Raw genomic sequence first — 18,024 nt, forward strand, 5'->3', positions numbered from 1 at the left:
CCCGCGTCCGGGTGGCTCAGCCCGTCCGGCGCCTGAGGACGAGGCCGTTCAGGCCGACAGCGGGGGTCTGGGGGCGCAGCCCTCAGGGTCGGGACGGGAAGGGGCGGCGGGGGCGAACAACCCCCTACGAGTGCCCACCGACCCCTACGAGTGCCCCAGCTCCGCCGACTCCTCGTCCGGCACCGCGGGAACGGACCCGGAGTCCGGCGCCGGCCGCAGCGGGAAGGGGTCCACCCGGTTCTCGTCGATCACCGGCTGCGCGGGCCGGGGCGGCTTGGGCATGACCGCCGCCTCCGAGTGCCCCCCACAGCCGTACGCCAGCGACACCACACGCCCGTCGGCCGGCGAGAACTCGTTGGCGCAGACCCCGAACGCCTGCCCCAGGGAACCACCGATCGGCGTCAGGAAGCCACAGCTGACGCAGGACGCCGGCGCCGCCTGGGCCATCGGGGTCTTCGCCCCGAACGCCTCGTCCCACCGGTCCGCGGCGGTGTGCAGGCCGTACCGCGACAGGACGCGCGCCCGCCGCATCCCCAGCTCCTCCGCGACCGCGGGGATGGACCCGCGGGCCGGGACGGCCGGCAGCTTCGCGGGCGGGGCGGCCGTGACCTCGGCGTCCTCCGCCTCGACCAGCTCGGCCATCTCCTCCGAGAAGGGCGAGTTGGGCGGCGGGACCTCCTCGCCGGTGTAGCCCGGCTCCAGACGGAGGTCGTCGGCTTCCGTGGGAAGGAGGTCGCCGGGGCCCATGTCGCCGGGCCGGAGGCGCTCGCTCCACGGGACCCATTCGGGGGCCAGCACCGCGTCCGGACCGGGCAGCAGCACCACCTCGTCCAGCGTCACGGTTTTCGCCCGCGAGGCCCGCGCGACGGTCACCGCCCAGCGCCAGCCCCGGTAGCCCAGTTCCCTGCACTGGAAGAAGTGCGTCACCACCCGGTCACCCTCGGACAGGACGCCTACGTGCTCCCCGACCACGCCGGGCGCGGCGGCCTCCTCTGCCGCCGCGCGGGCGAGGTCGACGGCCTCGGCGCACAGGCGGTCGGGGGTGCGGCTTCGCGTGGTCGCTGCGCTCACAGGTATCGCTTCTCTCCTACGCCGTCACTCGGGTGCGGTTGCCACCGGCGGCGGAGCGGACGGAGCGGACCAGTGGGCCGCGTCGACGTCAGCGTCCGATCGCGCTCGGGCGCACCTGTGCCATCCATTGTGGGGGATGGCTGAGATACGCACGCTACCTGTTCGCGGCCGCTCATCCCACACCGACGGTGCTTCTACGGCACTCCGCGCCGAGTTTCCGCGCACTCGTCCCCCCTGCCGACCCCGGCTCCGGGCGGTCCACGAGCCGCCCCGAGCCGCCCCGAGCCGTCCACGAGCCGAATGCGCACGCCCATACGTGCGGTATCCACGCTAGATACGGGTTTCTCGGGGCACTATGGCGGAGTGGCAACCGCGAGGACACCCCAGGGCGCCACCGGGACAGGTGGGGCGAAGGGCGACAAGGGGAGGGGCCGGGTGAGCGGTTCGGGCCGGATGAACGGGTCCGTCCGCGCGGTCGGCCGTGCCCTTCACCTGCCCTTCACCGGAACCGCCCGTGGCATCCGCAAGGCGACGCACGCGCACGGCGCGGGCGAGTCCGGCCTCGGCAAACTGATCGAGCTGCACGCCGTGAACGGCGCGGGCGACGTGATGATCACCATCGCGCTCGCGTCGACCGTGTTCTTCTCGGTCCCCACCGACGAGGCCCGCGGCCGGGTGGCCCTCTACCTCGCCATCACGATGGCCCCCTTCACCCTCCTCGCCCCGGTCATCGGCCCCCTCCTCGACAAGCTGCCGCACGGCCGCCGCGCGGCGATGGCGGGCGCCATGGCCGCGCGGGCGCTGCTCGCCCTGGTGCTGTCCGGCGCGGTCGTCACCGGCAGCATCGAGCTGTATCCGGCCGCACTCGGCGTCCTGGTGGCGTCGAAGGCGTACGGCGTGGTCAGAAGCGCCGTCGTGCCACGTCTGCTGCCACCACGCTTCTCACTGGTGAAGGCCAACTCCCGGGTCACCCTGGGCGGCCTCCTGGCCACCGGCCTGGCCGCGCCCGTGGGCGGTGGCCTCCAGCTCCTCGGCCCGCGCTTTCCGCTCTACGGCGCCTTCGTGATCTTCGTGGCGGGTACGTTCCTGTCCTTCTCCCTGCCACCCAAGGTCGACTCCTCCAAGGGCGAGGACCGGGCCCTGCTCGCGTCCGACGAGCAGCATCTGCACGGCCCGCACATCCGCCCGGTCAAGCGTCCCGGCCTCCGGACGGTCGGCAGTGCGGTCATCCACGCCCTGGGCGCCAACGCGTCGCTGCGCTGGCTGTCCGGGTTCCTGACGTTCTTCCTGGCGTTCCTGCTGCGCGAGCACCCGATGACGGGGCAGAGCGCGGCGGTGTCGCTGGGCATCGTGGCCGTCTCGGCGGGCGTCGGCAACGCGCTGGGCACCTCCGTGGGCGCGGCCCTGCGCTCACGCGCCCCGGAACTGATCATCGTGACCGTGGTCGCGGTGGTCCTGGGCGCGGCGATCACGGCGGCGATCTTCTTCGGGGCGTTCCTGGTGGCGTGCCTGGCGGCCGTCGCGGGCTTCTCGCAGGCACTGTCCAAGCTGTCCCTGGACGCGCTGATCCAGCGGGACGTGCCGGAGCTGGTGCGCACCTCGGCGTTCGCCCGCTCGGAGACGATGCTGCAGATGTCCTGGGTGGTCGGGGGCGCGATCGGCATCCTGATGCCGCTGAACGGCTCCCTCGGGCTCTCCGTGGCCGCCGTGGTCATCGCCACCGGCTGGGCGACCACCGCCCGGAGCCTGATCGGCTCCGCCCGGCAGGGCGGCTCCCCTCGGACGAAGGTCGCCTGACCGAGGGTGGCTTCCGGGTGGGGTGTCGGTGGGCGCGGGCGACCGTGCACACGGGGTGGCTGCGGTGTCCCGTGGGGCCGGGCCGGTGGCTTTCGGTTCGGGGCGGCTGCTGCCTGGCGGGGCGGGGGCGGTGAGGCGCTGTGTCCGGCCGGGGCCCGTCCCCGCCCCACCAACACAGTCGGCACCCGGTGCGCGGTCGTCCGCGCACGGCCGGCCCGCCGGCCGGCCCGCCCCTGGCGGAGGTGGCCCCAGCGGCCCGGCCCGACACAGTGGCCGCCCCCGCCGGAACACGTCCGCCCGGGGCCGCCCCGATACAGGCGCCGCCCCGGACGACGGTGGCCCGCCCGGCCCCGACCGGCACGCCGGCCCGCCCCTGGCGAGGGTGGCCCGGCCCTGTGGGCGGGAGCCCGCGTGGCGTAACCCGTGGTCGCGCCGCACCCCACGTAGAGGGACCGCTGACCGTGCCCGATAGCCTTCGCCCCATGACCTCGATGCGATCCGTTGTGCGACGCCGCCGCGCCGTCGCCGCCGCCGGCGCCGTTTCCGCCGGACTGCTCGTCCTGTCGGCGTGCGACAAGCCGACTCCGCTGTCCACGATCACCGTCGGCTCCTCCTCGGTCAGCTCCGAGGCCACCTGCGGCGGTGAGGACGGCGTCCTCGAGCAGGCCGAGCTGGCGAAGTGCCTGGCCGACAAGGACGTCAAGTCCATCAGCGTCGACCCGGACGAGACCGTCCGCTTCGGTGTCGACCCGGACGTCGCCGACCAGCGCTGGACGATCCTGATGAACGGCCAGCCGCTCACCGAGGACAGCAGCAAGACCTACCGCACCATCCCGGGCAGCGTCTTCTTCAACGCCCAGTACGGCGCCCAGGGCGACTCGACCCTGGTCACCATCAAGGCGGGCGACGGCAAGAAGGACAGCCAGGCCGCGACCGGCCTGTGGTCGTTCCAGCTGAAGAAGGACGACTGACCACGTCCTCCGCCCGCGTCCTCGTGGCCACCGCGGTCCCCGCCGAACGGGACGCGGTGGCACGGGCGTTCCCGGAGCCGGGCCGCCCGACGCCCCTGCCGGGAGTGACGCTGCACCGCACCGGCACGGCGTACGACCTCCTCGCCGCCGGCGTCGGCCCCGCCCTCGCCGCCGCGTCCGTCTCCGCCGCCCTCACCGCCGCCGCCCTGGAGGGCACGCCGTACGGCCTCGTCGTCTCGGCCGGTATCGGCGGCGGGTTCCTTCCCGAAGCGCCCGTCGGCGCCGTGGTCCTCGCCGACACGATCGTCGCCGCCGACCTGGGCGCGGAGACCGCGGACGGCTTCCTGCCGGTCACCGAGCTGGGCTTCGGCACCGTCACCCACCGTCCACCGCGGTCCCTCGTACGGCAGGCCGTGGCCGCCACCGGTGCCCGAGCCGGCGCCGTCCTGACCGTCTCCACGGTCACCGGCACCGCCGCACGGGCCGCCGAACTGCGCGCCCGCCACCCGCGGGCCCTCGCCGAGGCCATGGAGGGCTTCGGCGTCGCCGAGGCCGCCGCCGCGCACGGCGTGCCCGTGCTGGAGATCCGCGCGGTCTCCAACCCGGTGGGCCCCCGTGACCGCGCCGCCTGGCGCATCGGGGAGGCCCTGGAGGCCCTGACGACGGCGTTCGGGAAGCTCGCACCCGTACTGGAGAGTTGGAACCGACATGAGCACCGACATGACCAGTGACCAGCCGTTGCGGATCGCCTACTCCCCCTGCCCGAACGACACCTTCGTCTTCGACGCCCTGGCCCACGGCCGCGTCCCCGGCGCGCCCGCGCTCGACGTGACGTTCGCGGACATCGACATCACCAACGGCATGGCCGAGCGCGGCGAGCACGACGTGCTGAAGGTGTCGTACGCCGTGCTGCCGTACGTCCTCGACGAGTGGGCGCTGCTGCCCTGCGGAGGTGCGCTGGGGCGGGGCTGCGGGCCGTTGGTGCTGACCAAGGAGGCCGGGCTCGACCTCACCGGCCGTACCGTCGCCGTGCCGAGCGAGCGGTCCACGGCGTACCTGCTGTTCCGGCTCTGGGCGGCCGACACGCTCCCCGGCGGGGTCGGCGAGATCGTGGTCATGCCGTTCCACGAGATCATGCCGGCCGTGCGGGACGGGAAGGTGGACGCGGGCCTGGTCATCCACGAGGCGCGCTTCACGTACCGGAACTACGGGCTGCACAGGCTGGCGGACATGGGCGAGCACTGGGAGTCCACGACCGGGCTGCCGATCCCGCTCGGCGCGATCATCGCGAAGCGGTCCCTCGGCACGGCGGTGCTGACCGGCCTCGCCGACCGCATCCGCGCCTCCGTGCGCGCCGCCTGGGAGGCCCCCGAGGTCTCCCGCCCGTACGTCATGGAACACGCCCAGGAAATGGACCCGGCCGTCGCCGACCAGCACATCGGGCTGTACGTCAACGAGTTCACGGCCGACCTCGGCGAGGACGGCTACGCGGCCGTACGCGGACTGCTCACGCGCGCGGCGGCCGAGGGACTGGTACCGCCCCTCGGCCCGCGGTCACTCGATTTCCCGTGAGCCGGGTCGACGCCCGCGCGTCAGACGTCCAACTGGTCGGCGACCGCGCGCAGCAGGCCCGCGATCTTCTTGCCGGAGGTCTTCTCGGGGTAACGGCCCTTCTCCAGCATCGGCGTGATGTTCTCGAGGAGGGTCGTCAGATCCTGGACGATCGAGGCCAGTTCGTCGGGCTTCTTGCGCTGGGCAGCCGCGACCGAGGGCGTCGGGTCGAGGACCACGACGGAGAGCGCCTGGTCACCGCGCTGTCCGGCCACGACGCCGAACTCCACGCGCTGACCGGGCTTGAGCGTCTCGACTCCGGCGGGGAGGACCGAGGAATGGACGAAGACGTCACCGCCGTCGTCACGGGAGAGAAAGCCGAAGCCCTTCTCACTGTTGAACCACTTGACCTTGCCGGTGGGCACGTCTGTCCTCGTCCTCGTACTCGTCGGAAAACTGCAGGGGAAACGGGTCTTGATAACACCGCGGCGGGTCGACCTCGACCCGCCGCTACCAAGGCTAATGGTCTTCGCCCGGGTGACAAGACGTCCCCCGGTTGTTCCTGTGCGCTGGGAACTACCCTGGTCGGGTGCGTGACAAAACCCAAACGAATTCCGCCGCGCCCGGTGACCGACTGATCCGTGCCGGTGCCATCGTGTTCTTCATCGGCGCCCTGGCCACACTGGTCACCGTGGCCCCGCTGTTCCTCGACGCGACGCCCTTTCCGACGTACATGTTCGGCCTGAGCATGCTCATGGGCGTCGGATTCCTGATCGCGGGCGCGGGGGTGTTGCAGTCCGTCGCGGCCGGACGCCGGCAGGCGCGCGGCGAGCGGTAGCCGCCGGGCGGTGGCCGCCGGTCAGGCCGCCCCGGCGGCCACGTGCTCCGTGAGCCAGGCCGGGAAGTGCGTCAGGTCCGCCAGCACGACGTCCGCGCCGGCCGCGCGCAGGTCGTCCGCGCTGCACGGGCCCGTCGGCACGGCCACCGACAGCGCGCCGGCGGTGCGGGCGCCGCGGACGTCCCCGACGTGGTCGCCCACGTACACACTCGCACCGTGCTCGCGCAGCGCCACCGCCTTCTGCTCCGCCCACAGGTTGCCGATGACGGCGTCCGCCTCGATGCCGAGATGCGTCAGGTGCAGCTCGGCGTTCGGTTCCCACTTCGCGGTGACCACGATCGCCCGGCCGCCGGCCGCCTGTACGGCCTCGATCGCCTCCCGGGCGCCGGACATCGCGGCGGTGCGGGTGACGGCGTACTCCGGGTAGATCTCCCGGTACAGGTCCGCCATCACCGCGACCCGCTCCGCCGGGAACCACCGCGCCATCTCGTCCTCCAGCGGCGGCCCCAGCCTGGTCACCACCAGATCGGCGTCGATGTACGTCCCGCTCCTGGCGGCCAGTTCCACGTAGGTGGCGTGGATGCCGGGGCGGGAGTCGATGAGGGTCATGTCGAGATCGAAGCCGACGACGGGGGCGGCGGAGCGCGCGGAGAGCATGTCCCCATTGTGCCGAGGCGGGGGAGGACGGCGTTCCCGCCCCGGCCCGCCCCCTGTCCCCGCGACCTGTGCCCACCGTCCCGCTGCCTGTCCCGCTACCTGTCCCGCTGGGACCGCCAGACCAGGAACAGGGCCGAGGCCACCGCCGCCCCCCGCAGCACCCACGGCCAGGTCTGCGCCAGTGCCTCGTTCATGTGGCCCTCGGGGATCGGGGTGCCCCAGCGGCCGGCCGTGCGGCCCCACAGCCAGACCAGGCCCCCGGTGACCGCGAGGCCGGGGAGGACGAAGACCGCCCACTTCCTCTCCCCCTCGGACAGCCGCCGCGACACGTAGGCGATGGCCCAGCCGACGAACAGCGCGATCCACGTCCCGGTCACCGCGCCCGCGACCAGGCAGGCGGCGGCCAGGAGCAGCAGCGGGTTGCTCCAGCGGCCACCGCGCAGCGGGGGAAGGAAGCGGCGCCGACGGGCGGCGGGCCCCTCCGCGTCGGACTCCGGCACCAGCTCCACCGGCTCCGTCTTCGCCGCCGGAGGCCTCGGCGGCCTCAGCATGTCCGCGATCTCCACGCCGCCGACGAACCCCGGCACCTCCTCCCCCACCCCGAACGGGCTCGCCTCGCGGCCCCACCAGTCCGGGATCTCCCCGACGTCGCCCAGTTCGTGCGCGCCCGCGCGGTGCGGCGGCGACGGGATGTCCGGGGCCGCGGGCGCGTCGGGACGCGGCCGGGGGCGGGGCACGACCCGCCGCAGCCCCTTGGGGCGGCGCCCGGCGTCCGGCGGCGGCTCCTGCTTCCGCTGGACGGGCACCGCGGCGGGCGGGGCCTGCGGGGCGGGGGCGCCACGGGTGCCGCCCGCCGCCGCGACGATGTCGTCGGGGCTGCCGAGCCGGTCGAGGATGCGGCGGACGGCGGCCGGGCTGTCGATGGGCGCCTTGGCACGGCGCCGGTCGATCTCGTTGCGCAGTTCGGACACGAGCCGCATGCGTGTGGCCGACGACAGCTGCCGTTGCTGCGCCACGTCGCCGACGCGGCTCAGATACTCGTAGACGACCTGATCGCTTTCGATACCCACGAAGTCCCCTCCGGGGCCGGTGCCTTGGATACCCCGCGATACGACGTTAGCGCAGGGTGGGCCCCCGCCCCGGCGTTCACGACGGCTCGCACACGCGGGGGTTCTCCACCTCCGAGCAGAGTCGGTTGCCGTATTCGCGCAGGACGTCCCTGCCGCCCTGCTCGGTGAGGTAGGTCAGGAAGGCGGCGGCGATGGAGCCGGCGGGGGGTTCGCCGTAGGTGTAGGCCAACTCGGTCTGCCAGTAGGGGTAGTCGCCGTTCTCGACGCCGTCGAGGGAGGCCTGCTGGCCGGCGATGGTGATCTGGACGAGGTTCTCGTCGTCCTCGGCCCGCTTCTCGGCGTGGGTGACCTCGCTGTAGCCGAGGCCGCCGGCGGTCCCGGACACGGTCTCCAGCATGCTTTCGGTGCCGCCGACCTCGCAGACGCCGTACGTGTCGTCGTCGAGGGCGGTGCAGTCGTCGACGGTGGCCCGTGGCGGCCGGCTGTCGTCGCCCTCCTTCGCGGACAGGACGCGCTGGACGAGGGCGCTGCGGGTGCCGGAGCCGACGTGCCGGTTGACGAGGTGGACGGGCACGTCGGCGCCGTTGAGCTGCGACCAGTTGGTGATCTTCCCGGCGTAGAGGTCGCGGATCTGGCCGACGGTGAGGTTCTCGACGCCCGCGTCCCGGTTGACGACGAGGGCGAACACCGAGTAGGCGACGGTCCGGTAGAGGGCGCGGGGGTGTTTGCCGGAGGCGACGCCGTCGGTGAACGTGATGTGGTCGCCGAGGCCCTCGCCGACCTCGACGCCCGCCTCCTGGCCGGCCTTCTCCAGGTCGGCGAGTCCGGCTCCGCTGCCGTCGAAGGTGCCCTCGCCGACGGGGATGCTGACGTCCTTGCCGGCGCAGGCCTCCTCGTAGCGGGCGGCGGCCTCGCGGACGGCGGGCGCGAAGGCGGTGGAGCCGTTGAGGTGGAGGGTGCCGCCGACGCAGTCCAGGGGTGCCCGGTCCGAGGGCAGGAGCAGGGTGATGGCGCCCTGCACGACGACGGCCGCCGCCAGCAGGCCGATGCCTATCCAGGCGGGGCGGGAGGCGAAGACATGGCTCTCGGTCTTGGCCACCGAGAGTCTGACGAACCGGGCCAGCGGGTCGTACCAGCGGCGGTGGGCGCCGACGGCGCCGCGGAAGACGGGCCGGGGGAAGGGCTCGCCGGTGTGGTCCTCGCTCCAGCGTTCGAGGACGACCAGCACCTTGTACTCGGCGCGCAGGGGCAGTTTGACCTTCGGCAGCCGGATGACGCCGGTGAGGGACTCGGCGTTGTTGTCGAAGCCGAAGCCGGGCACGGCGACGAAGCCGGGCGCGTCCTGGCGCTCGCGGACGAAGGACTCGCGCAGGTCGTCCTGGCTGAGTTCGGTGACGACGAGGCCCGCGACATGGCGGCGCCGGAAGGTGACCCGGATGCCGCAGGGGTCGTCGCTGGGGGTCAGGTAGTCGATGTCGTCGATCAGGGCGGAGCCGGCGTTCTCGATGCGCAGCAGCACGAAGGAGGGGTCCTTCAGCCGGTGGCCGTTCAGCTGCATGTCCCGCAGCACACCGGCGTACGGCGACTGGGTCGCGTGCTCGGCCAGCGTGTCCATCTGCACCCGGTAGCCGAGCCGTTTGCGGCCGACGACGGCGAACTCCCACAGGAAGCCGAGGGAGGGGATCGCGATGCTGAGGACAGCGACCCACTCGTTGAAGTCCAGGTCCACCCAGGATCCCCCGATCCCCTTGTGCCGCCATGTGGTTGACAGGGAGCCAAGGGTGACGAGTGCGGGCGGAGTGCTGCCAGGGCTGCGGCGTTCCGCCGGAGGAAGTTCATTCCGAGGTCACCGGGGAAACGTCCCGTTCGCCTGCCGTGCACCTGGCACGCGGGTTCCCGGTCCCGGCGGCGGCCCCTCGCCGGGCCCGCCACCCGCTACCGTTGAGCGGATGAGCAGCGACGAGAAGCCCTCGGCCCCGCGTTCCCTCGCGGAGGCGCTCCGTGCCCGGGACGACGCGTCCCTGGCCGCGCTCCTGCGCGCCCGCCCCGACCTCGTCACCCCGGTCCCCACCGACCTCACCCAGCTCGCCACCCGTGCGGGGACGCGGGCGTCGGTGGTGCGCGCCCTGGAGCACCTGGACCGGTTCACGCTCCAGACGGCGGAGGCGCTGGCCGTGGCGGCGGAACCGGCGGCGTACGAGGAGTTGCTGGGGCTGATGGCCGGGGACGCGCGGGACGCGGCCGTCGTCGCCGCCCTCCCCGGGGCCGTGGCCGTGCTGCGCGAGCAGGCGCTGGTCTGGGGCGACGACGACCGGCTGCGGCTGGTCCGCACCGCCCGCGAGCTGCTCGCCCCGTCACCGCAGCACCCCTCGCCGACCGGACTGGGCCCGTCCGTGCGGGAGGCCACGGCGGGCATGTCGCCGGGCCGGATCCAGGAGATCGTGACGGCGGCCGGACTGCCGTCCACCCATGACGCGGTCTCGGCGGTCACCGCGCTGGCCTCACTGTTCGGCGACCGGCGGAGGATGGGCGCGCTGCTCGCCGAGGCCCCCGCCGAGTCCCTGGAGGTCCTGGACCGGCTGGTGTGGGGGCCGCCGTACGGGCAGGTGACCGCGGATCCGGCGGCCCGGCTGCGCTGGCTGCTGGACCGGGGGCTGCTGCTGCCCACCGCGCCCGGCACGGTCGTGATGCCGCGCGAGGTCGCCCTGCATCTGCGGGGCGGCCACGCCCATCGCGCGCCCGAGCCGGTGCCGCCCGCCGTGGAGGCGGCCGCGACCCGCCCGCCCCAGGTCGTGGACGCGGCGGCGGCCGGGCAGGCGTACACCGCGCTGGCGACCGTGGAGGAACTGCTGAAGGACTGGGACGAGGGCGGTCCCGCGGTACTGCGCGCGGGCGGGCTGAGCCAGCGGGACCTGAAGCGGACGGCCGTCGCCCTCGACGTGTCGGAGCCGATGGCCGCGTTCTGGGTGGAGCTGGCGTACGCCGCCGGGCTGATCGCCTCGGACGGCGAGGCCGACGAGCGGTACGCGGCCACCCCGTTCTTCGACGAGTGGCTGGAGCGCCCCGCCGCCGAACAGTGGGTCCGGCTGGCGGAGGCCTGGCTGGCGGGGACCCGGACACCGGGGCTGATCGGCGGGCGGGACGCGAAGGAGCGGACCCTGTCCGCGCTCGGGCCGGGCCTGGACCGCTCGGCCGCCCCGGAGGTACGCCGCCGGGTGCTGGCGCTGCTGGCGGGACTCCCGGAGGGCACCGCGCCGACCGCCGAGTCGGTGCTCGCCCGGCTGGCCTGGGAACGCCCGCTGCGCGGCCCGCAGCGCGACGACGACCTCCGCTCCCGGCTCGCCCGCTGGACCCTGTCGGAGGCGGAGCTGCTCGGCATCACGGGCAGGGGCGCCCTGTCGTCCCAGGCCCGGGCCCTCATCGGCGCGGCGGCACACCCGCACGGCCCGGTCACCGACCGGGGCACCGGCTCCCCGCAGGGCCCCGGCGACAAGCTGCCCTTCCATCACCACACCGCGCCCGCGCACGCCCCCGGCCCGCTCTCCCCCGCCGAGCAGGCCGTCGCCTCCGCCTCCGCCGTACGCCTTCTCGCGCCGTTGCTGCCCGAGCCGCTGGACCATGTGCTGCTCCAGGCGGACCTGACGGCGGTGGCGCCCGGCCCGCTGCACCGGCCGCTCGCCGACGTACTGGGTGTGCTCGCCGACGTCGAGTCGAAGGGCGGGGCGACCGTCTACCGCTTCACACCCGGTTCCGTACGCCGTGCTCTGGACGCCGGCCGTACCGCCTCCGACCTGCACGCCTTCCTCGCGGAGCACTCCCGTACGCCGGTGCCGCAGCCGCTGACGTACCTGATCGACGACGTGGCCCGCCGGCACGGGCACCTCCGGGTGGGCGCGGCCTCGGCGTACGTCCGCTGCGACGACGACGCGATGCTGAACGAGATCCTCGCCGACAAGCGTGCCGACGCCCTGCGGCTGCGCCGCCTCGCGCCGACCGTGCTGGCGGCCCAGGCCGACCCGGCGGCCCTGCTCGACGGGCTGCGCGCGATGGGGTTCGCGCCGGCCGCCGAGTCCGCCGAGGGCGATGTCCTGATCACCCGCGCCGACGCCCACCGCAGCCCGCCCCGCACGGCCCCGGAACCCGTCCCGGAGGGTCCGCCCGTCCCCGACGGCACTCTCCTCACGGCCGCGATCCGGGCGATCCGCGCCGGTGACCTGGCGTCCACGGCCCCCCGCAAACCGGCCGACGACGGCGCGGTTCAGGCGCCCGGCGCACTCCCGCGCACCTCCCCCGCGGACACCCTCGCCACCGTGCAGGCGGCCGTCCTCACCGGCGAGGCCGTGTGGATCGGCTACGTCAACGCCGAGGGGTCCGCCAGCCAGCGCGTCATCGCCCCGGTCCGGGTGGAGGGCGGCTTCGTGACGGCGTACGACCACACGGCGGACGAGGTCAGGACGTATCCGCTGCACCGGATCACGGGAGTGGCGGAACTGGCGGACGACGAGGCCTAGGTGTATTGACCCGCAGCGTTGTTCACACGGTTGATCGGTGGCCGGCCGCCGAGTGCGGTGTGGCTCGCTCCCGGTGACCCGGGCGTGCCAGTCGATCTCCGCCGGGTCGGGGGCGAGGTCGCCGGTGACGACCGCTTCGTGGACGCAGAGCCAGTCGGGGCCGATCGCTCCCCGGCGCAGGAACGTGAACGCGAACCGGACCGCCGGTGCCCGCGCGCCGAGTCCTCGGCCGGCTCACGGGCGGCGGCCCGCTCGTAGGACTCGCCGGCCTCGGCGCCTCCGCCGAGCAGCCGGTTGTACCGGCCGGGGGAACCGGGAACGGTCTCCGGCCGGGGGAACCGGGACACGGTCTCCGGCCGCCGGTGCGCCAGGATCCGGCCGTCCGCGTCCCGGCGGACGGTGGTCGCGACGCGGTGCGGCCGGCCGTTGCTGACGGCCTCACCGCGGTCCACCACCCCGATCGCCCGGTCCCGCTCGTCGACCCGGTCCACCCGCTCACCCGTGGCTGTCATGAAGGCCACCCCGCGCACCCCCGCCCCCGTCGTGGCCGGTAGGGCACACTGGACGTTTGGCCGCGTTCCACGGCCGTGAGGGAAAGGGTGCCCCGCGTGAATGGTCCACTCATCGTCCAGTCCGACAAGACCCTGCTCTTGGAGGTCGACCACGAGCGGGCCGACGCGTGCCGCCGGGCCATCGCGCCGTTCGCGGAACTGGAGCGGGCGCCCGAGCACATCCACACCTACCGGCTGACCCCGCTGGGCCTGTGGAACGCGCGCGCCGCCGGTCACGACGCCGAGCAGGTGGTGGACGCGCTGGTGGAGTTCAGCCGGTATCCGGTGCCGCACGCGCTGCTGGTGGACATCGCCGAGACGATGGACCGCTACGGACGGCTGACGCTCAGCAAGCATCCCGCGCACGGTCTCGTGCTGACCACCACGGACCGGCCGGTGCTGGAGGAGATCCTGCGGTCCAAGCGGGTCGCCCCGCTGGTCGGGACCCGGATCGACCCCGACACGGTCGCCGTGCACCCCTCCGAGCGCGGGCAGATCAAGCAGACCCTGCTGAAGCTGGGCTGGCCGGCCGAGGACCTCGCGGGGTACGTCGACGGCGAGGCGCATCCCATCGAGCTGGCCGAGGACGGCTGGGCGCTGCGGCCGTACCAGAGGCAGGCCGTGGAGAACTTCTGGCACGGCGGGTCCGGGGTCGTGGTCCTGCCCTGCGGCGCCGGGAAGACGCTGGTCGGGGCCGGGTCGATGGCGCAGGCCAAGGCGACCACGCTGATCCTCGTCACCAACACCGTCTCCGCCCGGCAGTGGAAGCACGAGCTGATCAAGCGGACGTCGCTGACCGAGGAGGAGATCGGCGAGTACAGCGGGACGCGGAAGGAGATCCGGCCCGTCACCATCGCCACCTACCAGGTGCTGACGACCAGGCGGAAGGGCGTCTACCCGCACCTGGAGCTGTTCGACTCCCGCGACTGGGGGCTGATCGTCTACGACGAGGTGCACCTGCTGCCGGCGCCGGTCTTCAAGTTCACGGCCGACCTCCAGGCGCGGCGGCGGCTGGGTCTCACGGCCACGCTGGTGCGCGAGGACGGCCGCGAGTCGGACGTCTTCTCCCTCATCGGGCCCAAGCGGTTCGACGCCCCGTGGAAGGAGATCGAGGCGCAGGGCTACATCGCGCCCGCGGACTGTGTCGAGGTCCGCGTCAACCTCACGGACGCCGAGCGCCTCGCCTACGCGACCGCCGAGGCCGAGGAGAAGTACCGCTTCTGCGCCACCACCGAGACCAAGCGGAAGGTGACGGAGGCGATCGTGCGCCGGTTCGCCGGACAGCAGATCCTCGTCATCGGGCAGTACATCGACCAGCTCGACGAGCTGGGGGAGCATCTGAACGCGCCGGTCATCAAGGGCGAGACGTCCAACGCCCAGCGGGAGAAGCTGTTCGAGTCGTTCCGGCAGGGCGAGATCAGCGTGCTGGTGGTGTCGAAGGTCGCGAACTTCTCGATCGACCTGCCGGAGGCGACGGTCGCCATCCAGGTCTCGGGCACCTTCGGCTCGCGCCAGGAGGAGGCCCAGCGGCTGGGACGGGTGCTGCGGCCGAAGGCGGACGGCCACCAGGCCCACTTCTACTCGGTCGTCGCCCGCGACACGCTGGACCAGGACTTCGCCGCCCACCGGCAGCGCTTCCTCGCCGAACAGGGCTACGCCTACCGGATCATGGACGCGACCGAACTGCTGGCGGAGGAGGCCTGACCCGTCACGTGAGGGGGTCCGTCACGTGAGGGGGTCATCCGTCACGGTGAGGTGTCCGTCACGGTGAGGGGATCGTGCACACCAGGGCGATCACCAGCACCGGCGGGGCGACGGTGGCGATGGCGGCCCAGCGGCGCAGGTTCCGGTGACGGACCTTGCGGGGCAGCGACCAGGCGGTGACGAGCGCGGCGAGCGAGAGCACGCCGCCGAAGACGATCGTGCCGTAGATCAGGTACAGCCAGGTCGTGAGCGCCGTCGGGCAGTCGGTGCCGCAGCTGTCGGTGGCCATCACGGACAGTCCGCCGAGGAAGAGGGCGGCGGGTCCGAGGACCGCCAGCAGCACCGTGGCGACCAGCGGGGCGGTCGAGGTCCGGTGGTCGTGGTCGTCGGGACCGGGCATCGGGTAGGGGGCGTGCCGTAGTACGGCGGGCCCGGCCGGGTCGGCCGGCTCGGCTGGGAGTACGGCCCGTGCCGCGGCGTCGTCATACCCCGAGTGAACCGCCGGGCGGCGCGGGCGGGCATCGGCGCGGGTACTCATCCGGGCGCCGCGCGTACTCAGACGCGGCGGGACCGGCGGGTCGCCCAGCAGGGACGGCCGGGCGCCGGGGAGTCGGCGAGGTGGGCTACCTGCGGCGGACGCCCATCTCCTCGCCGTACTCGCCGAGGACGACCACGTCGAAGGCAGCGCCCAGATAGACGCGTATCGCGTGCAGGGCGTCGCCGAGGCGGTGGTGGTGGGTGCCGGAGACGGAGGTCGCGCCGGACGGACGGCCCGGGGCGGGGGCTGGGGTGAAGGTCGCTGCGCTCATGACTCCATGGTGCGATAGGGGACATAAGGGTGGCATCGGTCTCAGGAGCCAGTTCGGGTGGTCCGGGTGTCCTCCCGCAGAGGGAGCGGTTCCTCCGGGGACAGGGGGGCACAGGGGGGCTCGTCCCCTAGGGGACGGCAGCGGTCCGGAGGGGAGGACGGAGCGAGGAGCGGGAGGGCGGAACGAGGACGAGGGACGGGAAAACCCGTTGGCCTCCCGGCGCCCCCTGGTTCTAGAATCTCCGCTCTTGCCCGCCTCCGCATGGAGCGCCGCCGCCCGGACGGAAACCGGTCGGCTTCCCGCAGTCACCCCTTTCCGCAGGCCCGGAGGCACCCCCTTGTCCACGCCCGTGTCCGCTGACGACCCGCTCTCCCGTGAGCGCTCCCACCTCGCCTCCTCCCGTGCCGCGCTGCGCGCCATGCGCGAGGACGTCCAGTCCCTCGACATCAGGGACGTCACCGCGAACTGGGTCAACGCGCAGATCCTGGAACGCCAGATCGGGGACCGCATCAAGGCGCTCGCCGACCTCAGCCACACCCCGCTGTTCTTCGGCCGGCTGGACTACCTCCACGCGCCCGGCGCCGACCGGGCCGAGGGCGCGGAAGGGGAACGCTTCTACATCGGGCGCCGGCACGTCCACGACCAGGACGGCGACCCGATGGTCATCGACTGGCGCGCGCCGGTCTCGCAGCCGTTCTACCGGGCCTCGAAGAAGGACCCGATGGACGTGGGCCTCCGGCGCCGCTTCGGGTACACCGGCGGTGACCTCACCGCGTACGAGGACGAGCACCTCTCCGACCCGGCCGAGGCGGCCACCACCAGCAAGCTGCTCCAGCGGGAGATCGAGCGGCCGCGTGTCGGCCCGATGCGGGACATCGTCGCCACCATCCAGCCCGAGCAGGACGAGATCGTCCGCAGCGGGCTGAGCGGCTCGGTGTGCGTCCAGGGCGGCCCCGGCACCGGGAAGACGGCCGTCGGTCTGCACCGGGTGGCGTATCTGCTGTACGCCCACCGCGAGCGGCTCGCCCGCACCGGCACGCTGGTCATCGGGCCGAACCGGTCCTTCCTCCACTACATCGAGCAGGTGCTGCCCGCGCTCGGCGAGTTGGCGGTCCGCCAGGCCACCGTCGACGACCTCGTCGCGCAGGTCGAGGTGCGGGGCACGGACGAGGCCCCCGCGGCGGTCGTCAAGGGCGACGCGCGGATGGCCGAGGTGCTGCGGCGGGCGCTGTACTCCCACGTCACCCTGCCGACCGAGCCGGTCGTCGTCGTGCGCGGATCACGCCGCTGGCGGGTCCCGGCGTACGAACTGGAGGGTCTCGTGCGCGAGTTGCTCGCCCGCGACATCCGCTACGGCGCCGCCCGCGACGCCCTCCCGCAGCGCGTCGCGCATGCCGTGCTGGTGCAGATGGAGCGGGCCGGGGAGGCGCCCGACGACCGGGTGCAGGACGCGGTGGCGCGCAACAGCGCCGTCAAGGCGGCCGTGAAGGCGGTCTGGCCGCCCGTCGATCCGGCGAAGCTGGTGCTGCGGCTGCTCACGGACCCGGAGTTCCTCGCGGAGCACGCGGAGGGCATCCTCACCGGGGACGAGCAGAAGACGATCCTGTGGGCCAGGCCGGCACGGTCGGTGAAATCCGCCAGGTGGTCCGCCGCGGACGCGGTGCTGATCGACGAGGCGACCGACCTCGTGGAGCGCACGCACTCCCTGGGCCATGTGGTCCTGGACGAGGCGCAGGATCTGTCTCCCATGCAGTACCGGGCGGTCGGCCGCCGCTGCAGCACCGGCAGCGCGACCGTCCTGGGCGACCTGGCGCAGGGCACCACGCCCTGGGCGACGCGGAGTTGGCAGGAGGCCCTCGCACACCTCGGCAAGGCCGACGCGGTGATCGAGGAACTCACGGCCGGTTTCCGCGTCCCGACGGACGTGATCACCTACGCCTCCCGGCTGCTGCCCCACATCGCACCGGGCCTGACACCGGTCGCCTCGGTCCGCGAGAACCCCGGCTTCTTCGAGGTCCGCGCGGTGTCGGAGGACGCCGACGTCATCTCCGCCTGCGAGGAGTTGCTGCACAACGAGGGGTCGACGGGCCTCATCGCGGCCGACGCCCGTGTGCCCGTCCTCGCCGGGGCGCTCACGGCGGCGGGGATCGCCTTCCTGGCCCCCGGCGAGGAGACCACCCGGGAAACCCGCCTGACCCTGGTCCCCGCCTCCCTGGCCAAGGGCCTGGAGTACGACTACGTGGTCCTGGACGAGCCGAGCGCGGTGGTGGACGCGGAGCCCGACGAACGGACCGGGCTGCGACGGCTGTACGTGGCGCTGACGCGTGCGGTGTCGGGGCTGGTGGTGACACACGCCACCGGCCTGCCGCCCCAACTGACCTGACCCAGCCGCCCGGGGCGATGGGAGGGACGGGGCGGCACCCCCCTCACCGCCGGGCCGCGCGCCCCACCCCACGCCGCGGCCCACCCGTCACCCCCCGTCCAACACCCGCCG

Annotated in this window: 16 protein-coding genes; 8 read left to right on the top strand and 8 right to left on the bottom strand. The window is 73.7% G+C overall.

The annotated features are described in order from the left end of the window. Window positions 1-144: 144 nt before the first annotated feature. A complete protein-coding gene (locus BM536_RS15720) occupies window positions 145-1,071 on the bottom strand; it encodes a DUF3027 domain-containing protein (protein WP_073494854.1) in 927 nt (308 codons plus the stop codon). 363 nt (window positions 1,072-1,434) lie between these two features. On the opposite strand from BM536_RS15720, the gene BM536_RS15725 reads away from it, so the two are divergent. The 4 genes from BM536_RS15725 to BM536_RS15745 all read left to right on the top strand — a co-directional run bounded on the left by BM536_RS15725 (window position 1,435) and on the right by BM536_RS15745 (window position 5,411). Beyond that, a complete protein-coding gene (locus tag BM536_RS15725) occupies window positions 1,435-2,868 on the top strand; it encodes an MFS transporter (protein ID WP_073494852.1) in 1,434 nt (477 codons plus the stop codon). A 491-nt stretch (window positions 2,869-3,359) separates the two neighbouring features. Further along, on the top strand, window positions 3,360-3,839 hold the full coding sequence (locus BM536_RS15735; RefSeq protein WP_386709860.1) for a DUF2771 domain-containing protein: 480 nt from the start codon (window positions 3,360-3,362) through the stop codon (window positions 3,837-3,839). Beyond that, window positions 3,809-4,570: a futalosine hydrolase gene (locus tag BM536_RS15740; RefSeq protein WP_073497960.1), complete on the top strand. Its 762-nt coding sequence runs from the start codon at window positions 3,809-3,811 to the stop codon at window positions 4,568-4,570. Before BM536_RS15735 ends, BM536_RS15740 begins: the two co-directional genes overlap by 31 nt. Then, window positions 4,560-5,411 carry a 1,4-dihydroxy-6-naphtoate synthase gene (locus BM536_RS15745; RefSeq protein ID WP_073497976.1) on the top strand — a complete coding sequence of 284 codons (852 nt, stop codon included), beginning with the start codon at window positions 4,560-4,562 and terminating at the stop codon, window positions 5,409-5,411. Before BM536_RS15740 ends, BM536_RS15745 begins: the two co-directional genes overlap by 11 nt. A 20-nt stretch (window positions 5,412-5,431) precedes the next feature. On the opposite strand, the gene BM536_RS43980 is transcribed toward BM536_RS15745, so the two are convergent. Further along, window positions 5,432-5,815: a cold-shock protein gene (locus BM536_RS43980; RefSeq protein ID WP_073497962.1), complete on the bottom strand. Its 384-nt coding sequence runs from the start codon at window positions 5,813-5,815 to the stop codon at window positions 5,432-5,434. A gap of 164 nt (window positions 5,816-5,979) precedes the next feature. Between BM536_RS43980 and BM536_RS15755 the strand changes: the two genes are divergently transcribed. Next, window positions 5,980-6,228 (top strand): hypothetical protein, encoded by a 249-nt coding sequence (locus BM536_RS15755; RefSeq protein ID WP_073497963.1) that lies wholly within the window; start codon window positions 5,980-5,982, stop codon window positions 6,226-6,228. Window positions 6,229-6,249: 21 nt separating this feature from the next. On the opposite strand, the gene BM536_RS15760 is transcribed toward BM536_RS15755, so the two are convergent. The 3 genes from BM536_RS15760 to BM536_RS15770 form a co-directional block, all read right to left on the bottom strand. After that, window positions 6,250-6,885, bottom strand: a complete 636-nt coding sequence (locus BM536_RS15760; protein WP_094103049.1) for an HAD family hydrolase — start codon at window positions 6,883-6,885, stop codon at window positions 6,250-6,252. 95 nt (window positions 6,886-6,980) lie between these two features. Continuing rightward, window positions 6,981-7,955, bottom strand: a complete 975-nt coding sequence (locus BM536_RS15765; RefSeq protein WP_094103050.1) for a hypothetical protein — start codon at window positions 7,953-7,955, stop codon at window positions 6,981-6,983. Between the two features lie 76 nt (window positions 7,956-8,031). Further along, a complete protein-coding gene (locus tag BM536_RS15770) occupies window positions 8,032-9,684 on the bottom strand; it encodes a substrate-binding domain-containing protein (protein WP_073497965.1) in 1,653 nt (550 codons plus the stop codon). A 220-nt stretch (window positions 9,685-9,904) separates the two neighbouring features. On the opposite strand from BM536_RS15770, the gene BM536_RS15775 reads away from it, so the two are divergent. After that, on the top strand, window positions 9,905-12,466 hold the full coding sequence (locus BM536_RS15775; protein WP_094103051.1) for a helicase C-terminal domain-containing protein: 2,562 nt from the start codon (window positions 9,905-9,907) through the stop codon (window positions 12,464-12,466). Here BM536_RS15775 and BM536_RS15780 read toward each other — a convergent pair. Beyond that, window positions 12,463-12,978, bottom strand: coding sequence for an NUDIX hydrolase (locus BM536_RS15780; protein ID WP_170109902.1), 516 nt, complete (start codon window positions 12,976-12,978; stop codon window positions 12,463-12,465). The two genes, BM536_RS15775 and BM536_RS15780, sit on opposite strands and share 4 nt — an antisense overlap. A 96-nt stretch (window positions 12,979-13,074) precedes the next feature. On the opposite strand from BM536_RS15780, the gene BM536_RS15785 reads away from it, so the two are divergent. Continuing rightward, the gene (locus BM536_RS15785) at window positions 13,075-14,721 is read left to right on the top strand and encodes a DNA repair helicase XPB (RefSeq protein ID WP_073497969.1); all 1,647 of its coding nucleotides are present in this window, start codon (window positions 13,075-13,077) and stop codon (window positions 14,719-14,721) included. Between the two features lie 58 nt (window positions 14,722-14,779). On the opposite strand, the gene BM536_RS15790 is transcribed toward BM536_RS15785, so the two are convergent. Next, entirely contained in the window at window positions 14,780-15,259 is a 480-nt protein-coding gene (locus BM536_RS15790) for a hypothetical protein (protein WP_143650918.1), read from the bottom strand. A gap of 85 nt (window positions 15,260-15,344) precedes the next feature. Next, window positions 15,345-15,530, bottom strand: coding sequence for a hypothetical protein (locus tag BM536_RS15795; RefSeq protein ID WP_073497972.1), 186 nt, complete (start codon window positions 15,528-15,530; stop codon window positions 15,345-15,347). Window positions 15,531-15,948: 418 nt separating this feature from the next. Here BM536_RS15795 and BM536_RS15800 point away from each other — a divergent pair, with 418 nt between their 5' ends. Continuing rightward, window positions 15,949-17,913, top strand: coding sequence for a HelD family protein (locus BM536_RS15800; RefSeq protein WP_245873560.1), 1,965 nt, complete (start codon window positions 15,949-15,951; stop codon window positions 17,911-17,913). The last annotated feature ends 111 nt before the right edge of the window (window positions 17,914-18,024 follow it).

It is taken from the genome of Streptomyces phaeoluteigriseus (assembly GCF_001896135.2).
GTDB classification, from domain to species: Bacteria; Actinomycetota; Actinomycetes; order Streptomycetales; family Streptomycetaceae; genus Streptomyces; species Streptomyces phaeoluteigriseus.

Excerpts from the sequence above, each read along its gene's own strand:
- BM536_RS15780 (WP_170109902.1), bottom strand. The coding sequence starts at position 12,978 with ATGACAGCCACGGGTGAGCGGGTGGACCGGGTCGACGAGCGGGACCGG.
- BM536_RS15760 (WP_094103049.1), bottom strand. The coding sequence starts at position 6,885 with ATGCTCTCCGCGCGCTCCGCCGCCCCCGTCGTCGGCTTCGATCTCGAC.
- BM536_RS15800 (WP_245873560.1), top strand. The coding sequence starts at position 15,949 with ATGCGCGAGGACGTCCAGTCCCTCGACATCAGGGACGTCACCGCGAAC.
- BM536_RS15775 (WP_094103051.1), top strand. The coding sequence starts at position 9,905 with ATGAGCAGCGACGAGAAGCCCTCGGCCCCGCGTTCCCTCGCGGAGGCG.
- BM536_RS15790 (WP_143650918.1), bottom strand. The coding sequence starts at position 15,259 with ATGAGTACCCGCGCCGATGCCCGCCCGCGCCGCCCGGCGGTTCACTCG.
- BM536_RS15745 (WP_073497976.1), top strand. The coding sequence starts at position 4,560 with ATGACCAGTGACCAGCCGTTGCGGATCGCCTACTCCCCCTGCCCGAAC.
- BM536_RS15735 (WP_386709860.1), top strand. The coding sequence starts at position 3,360 with ATGCGATCCGTTGTGCGACGCCGCCGCGCCGTCGCCGCCGCCGGCGCC.
- BM536_RS15795 (WP_073497972.1), bottom strand. The coding sequence starts at position 15,530 with ATGAGCGCAGCGACCTTCACCCCAGCCCCCGCCCCGGGCCGTCCGTCC.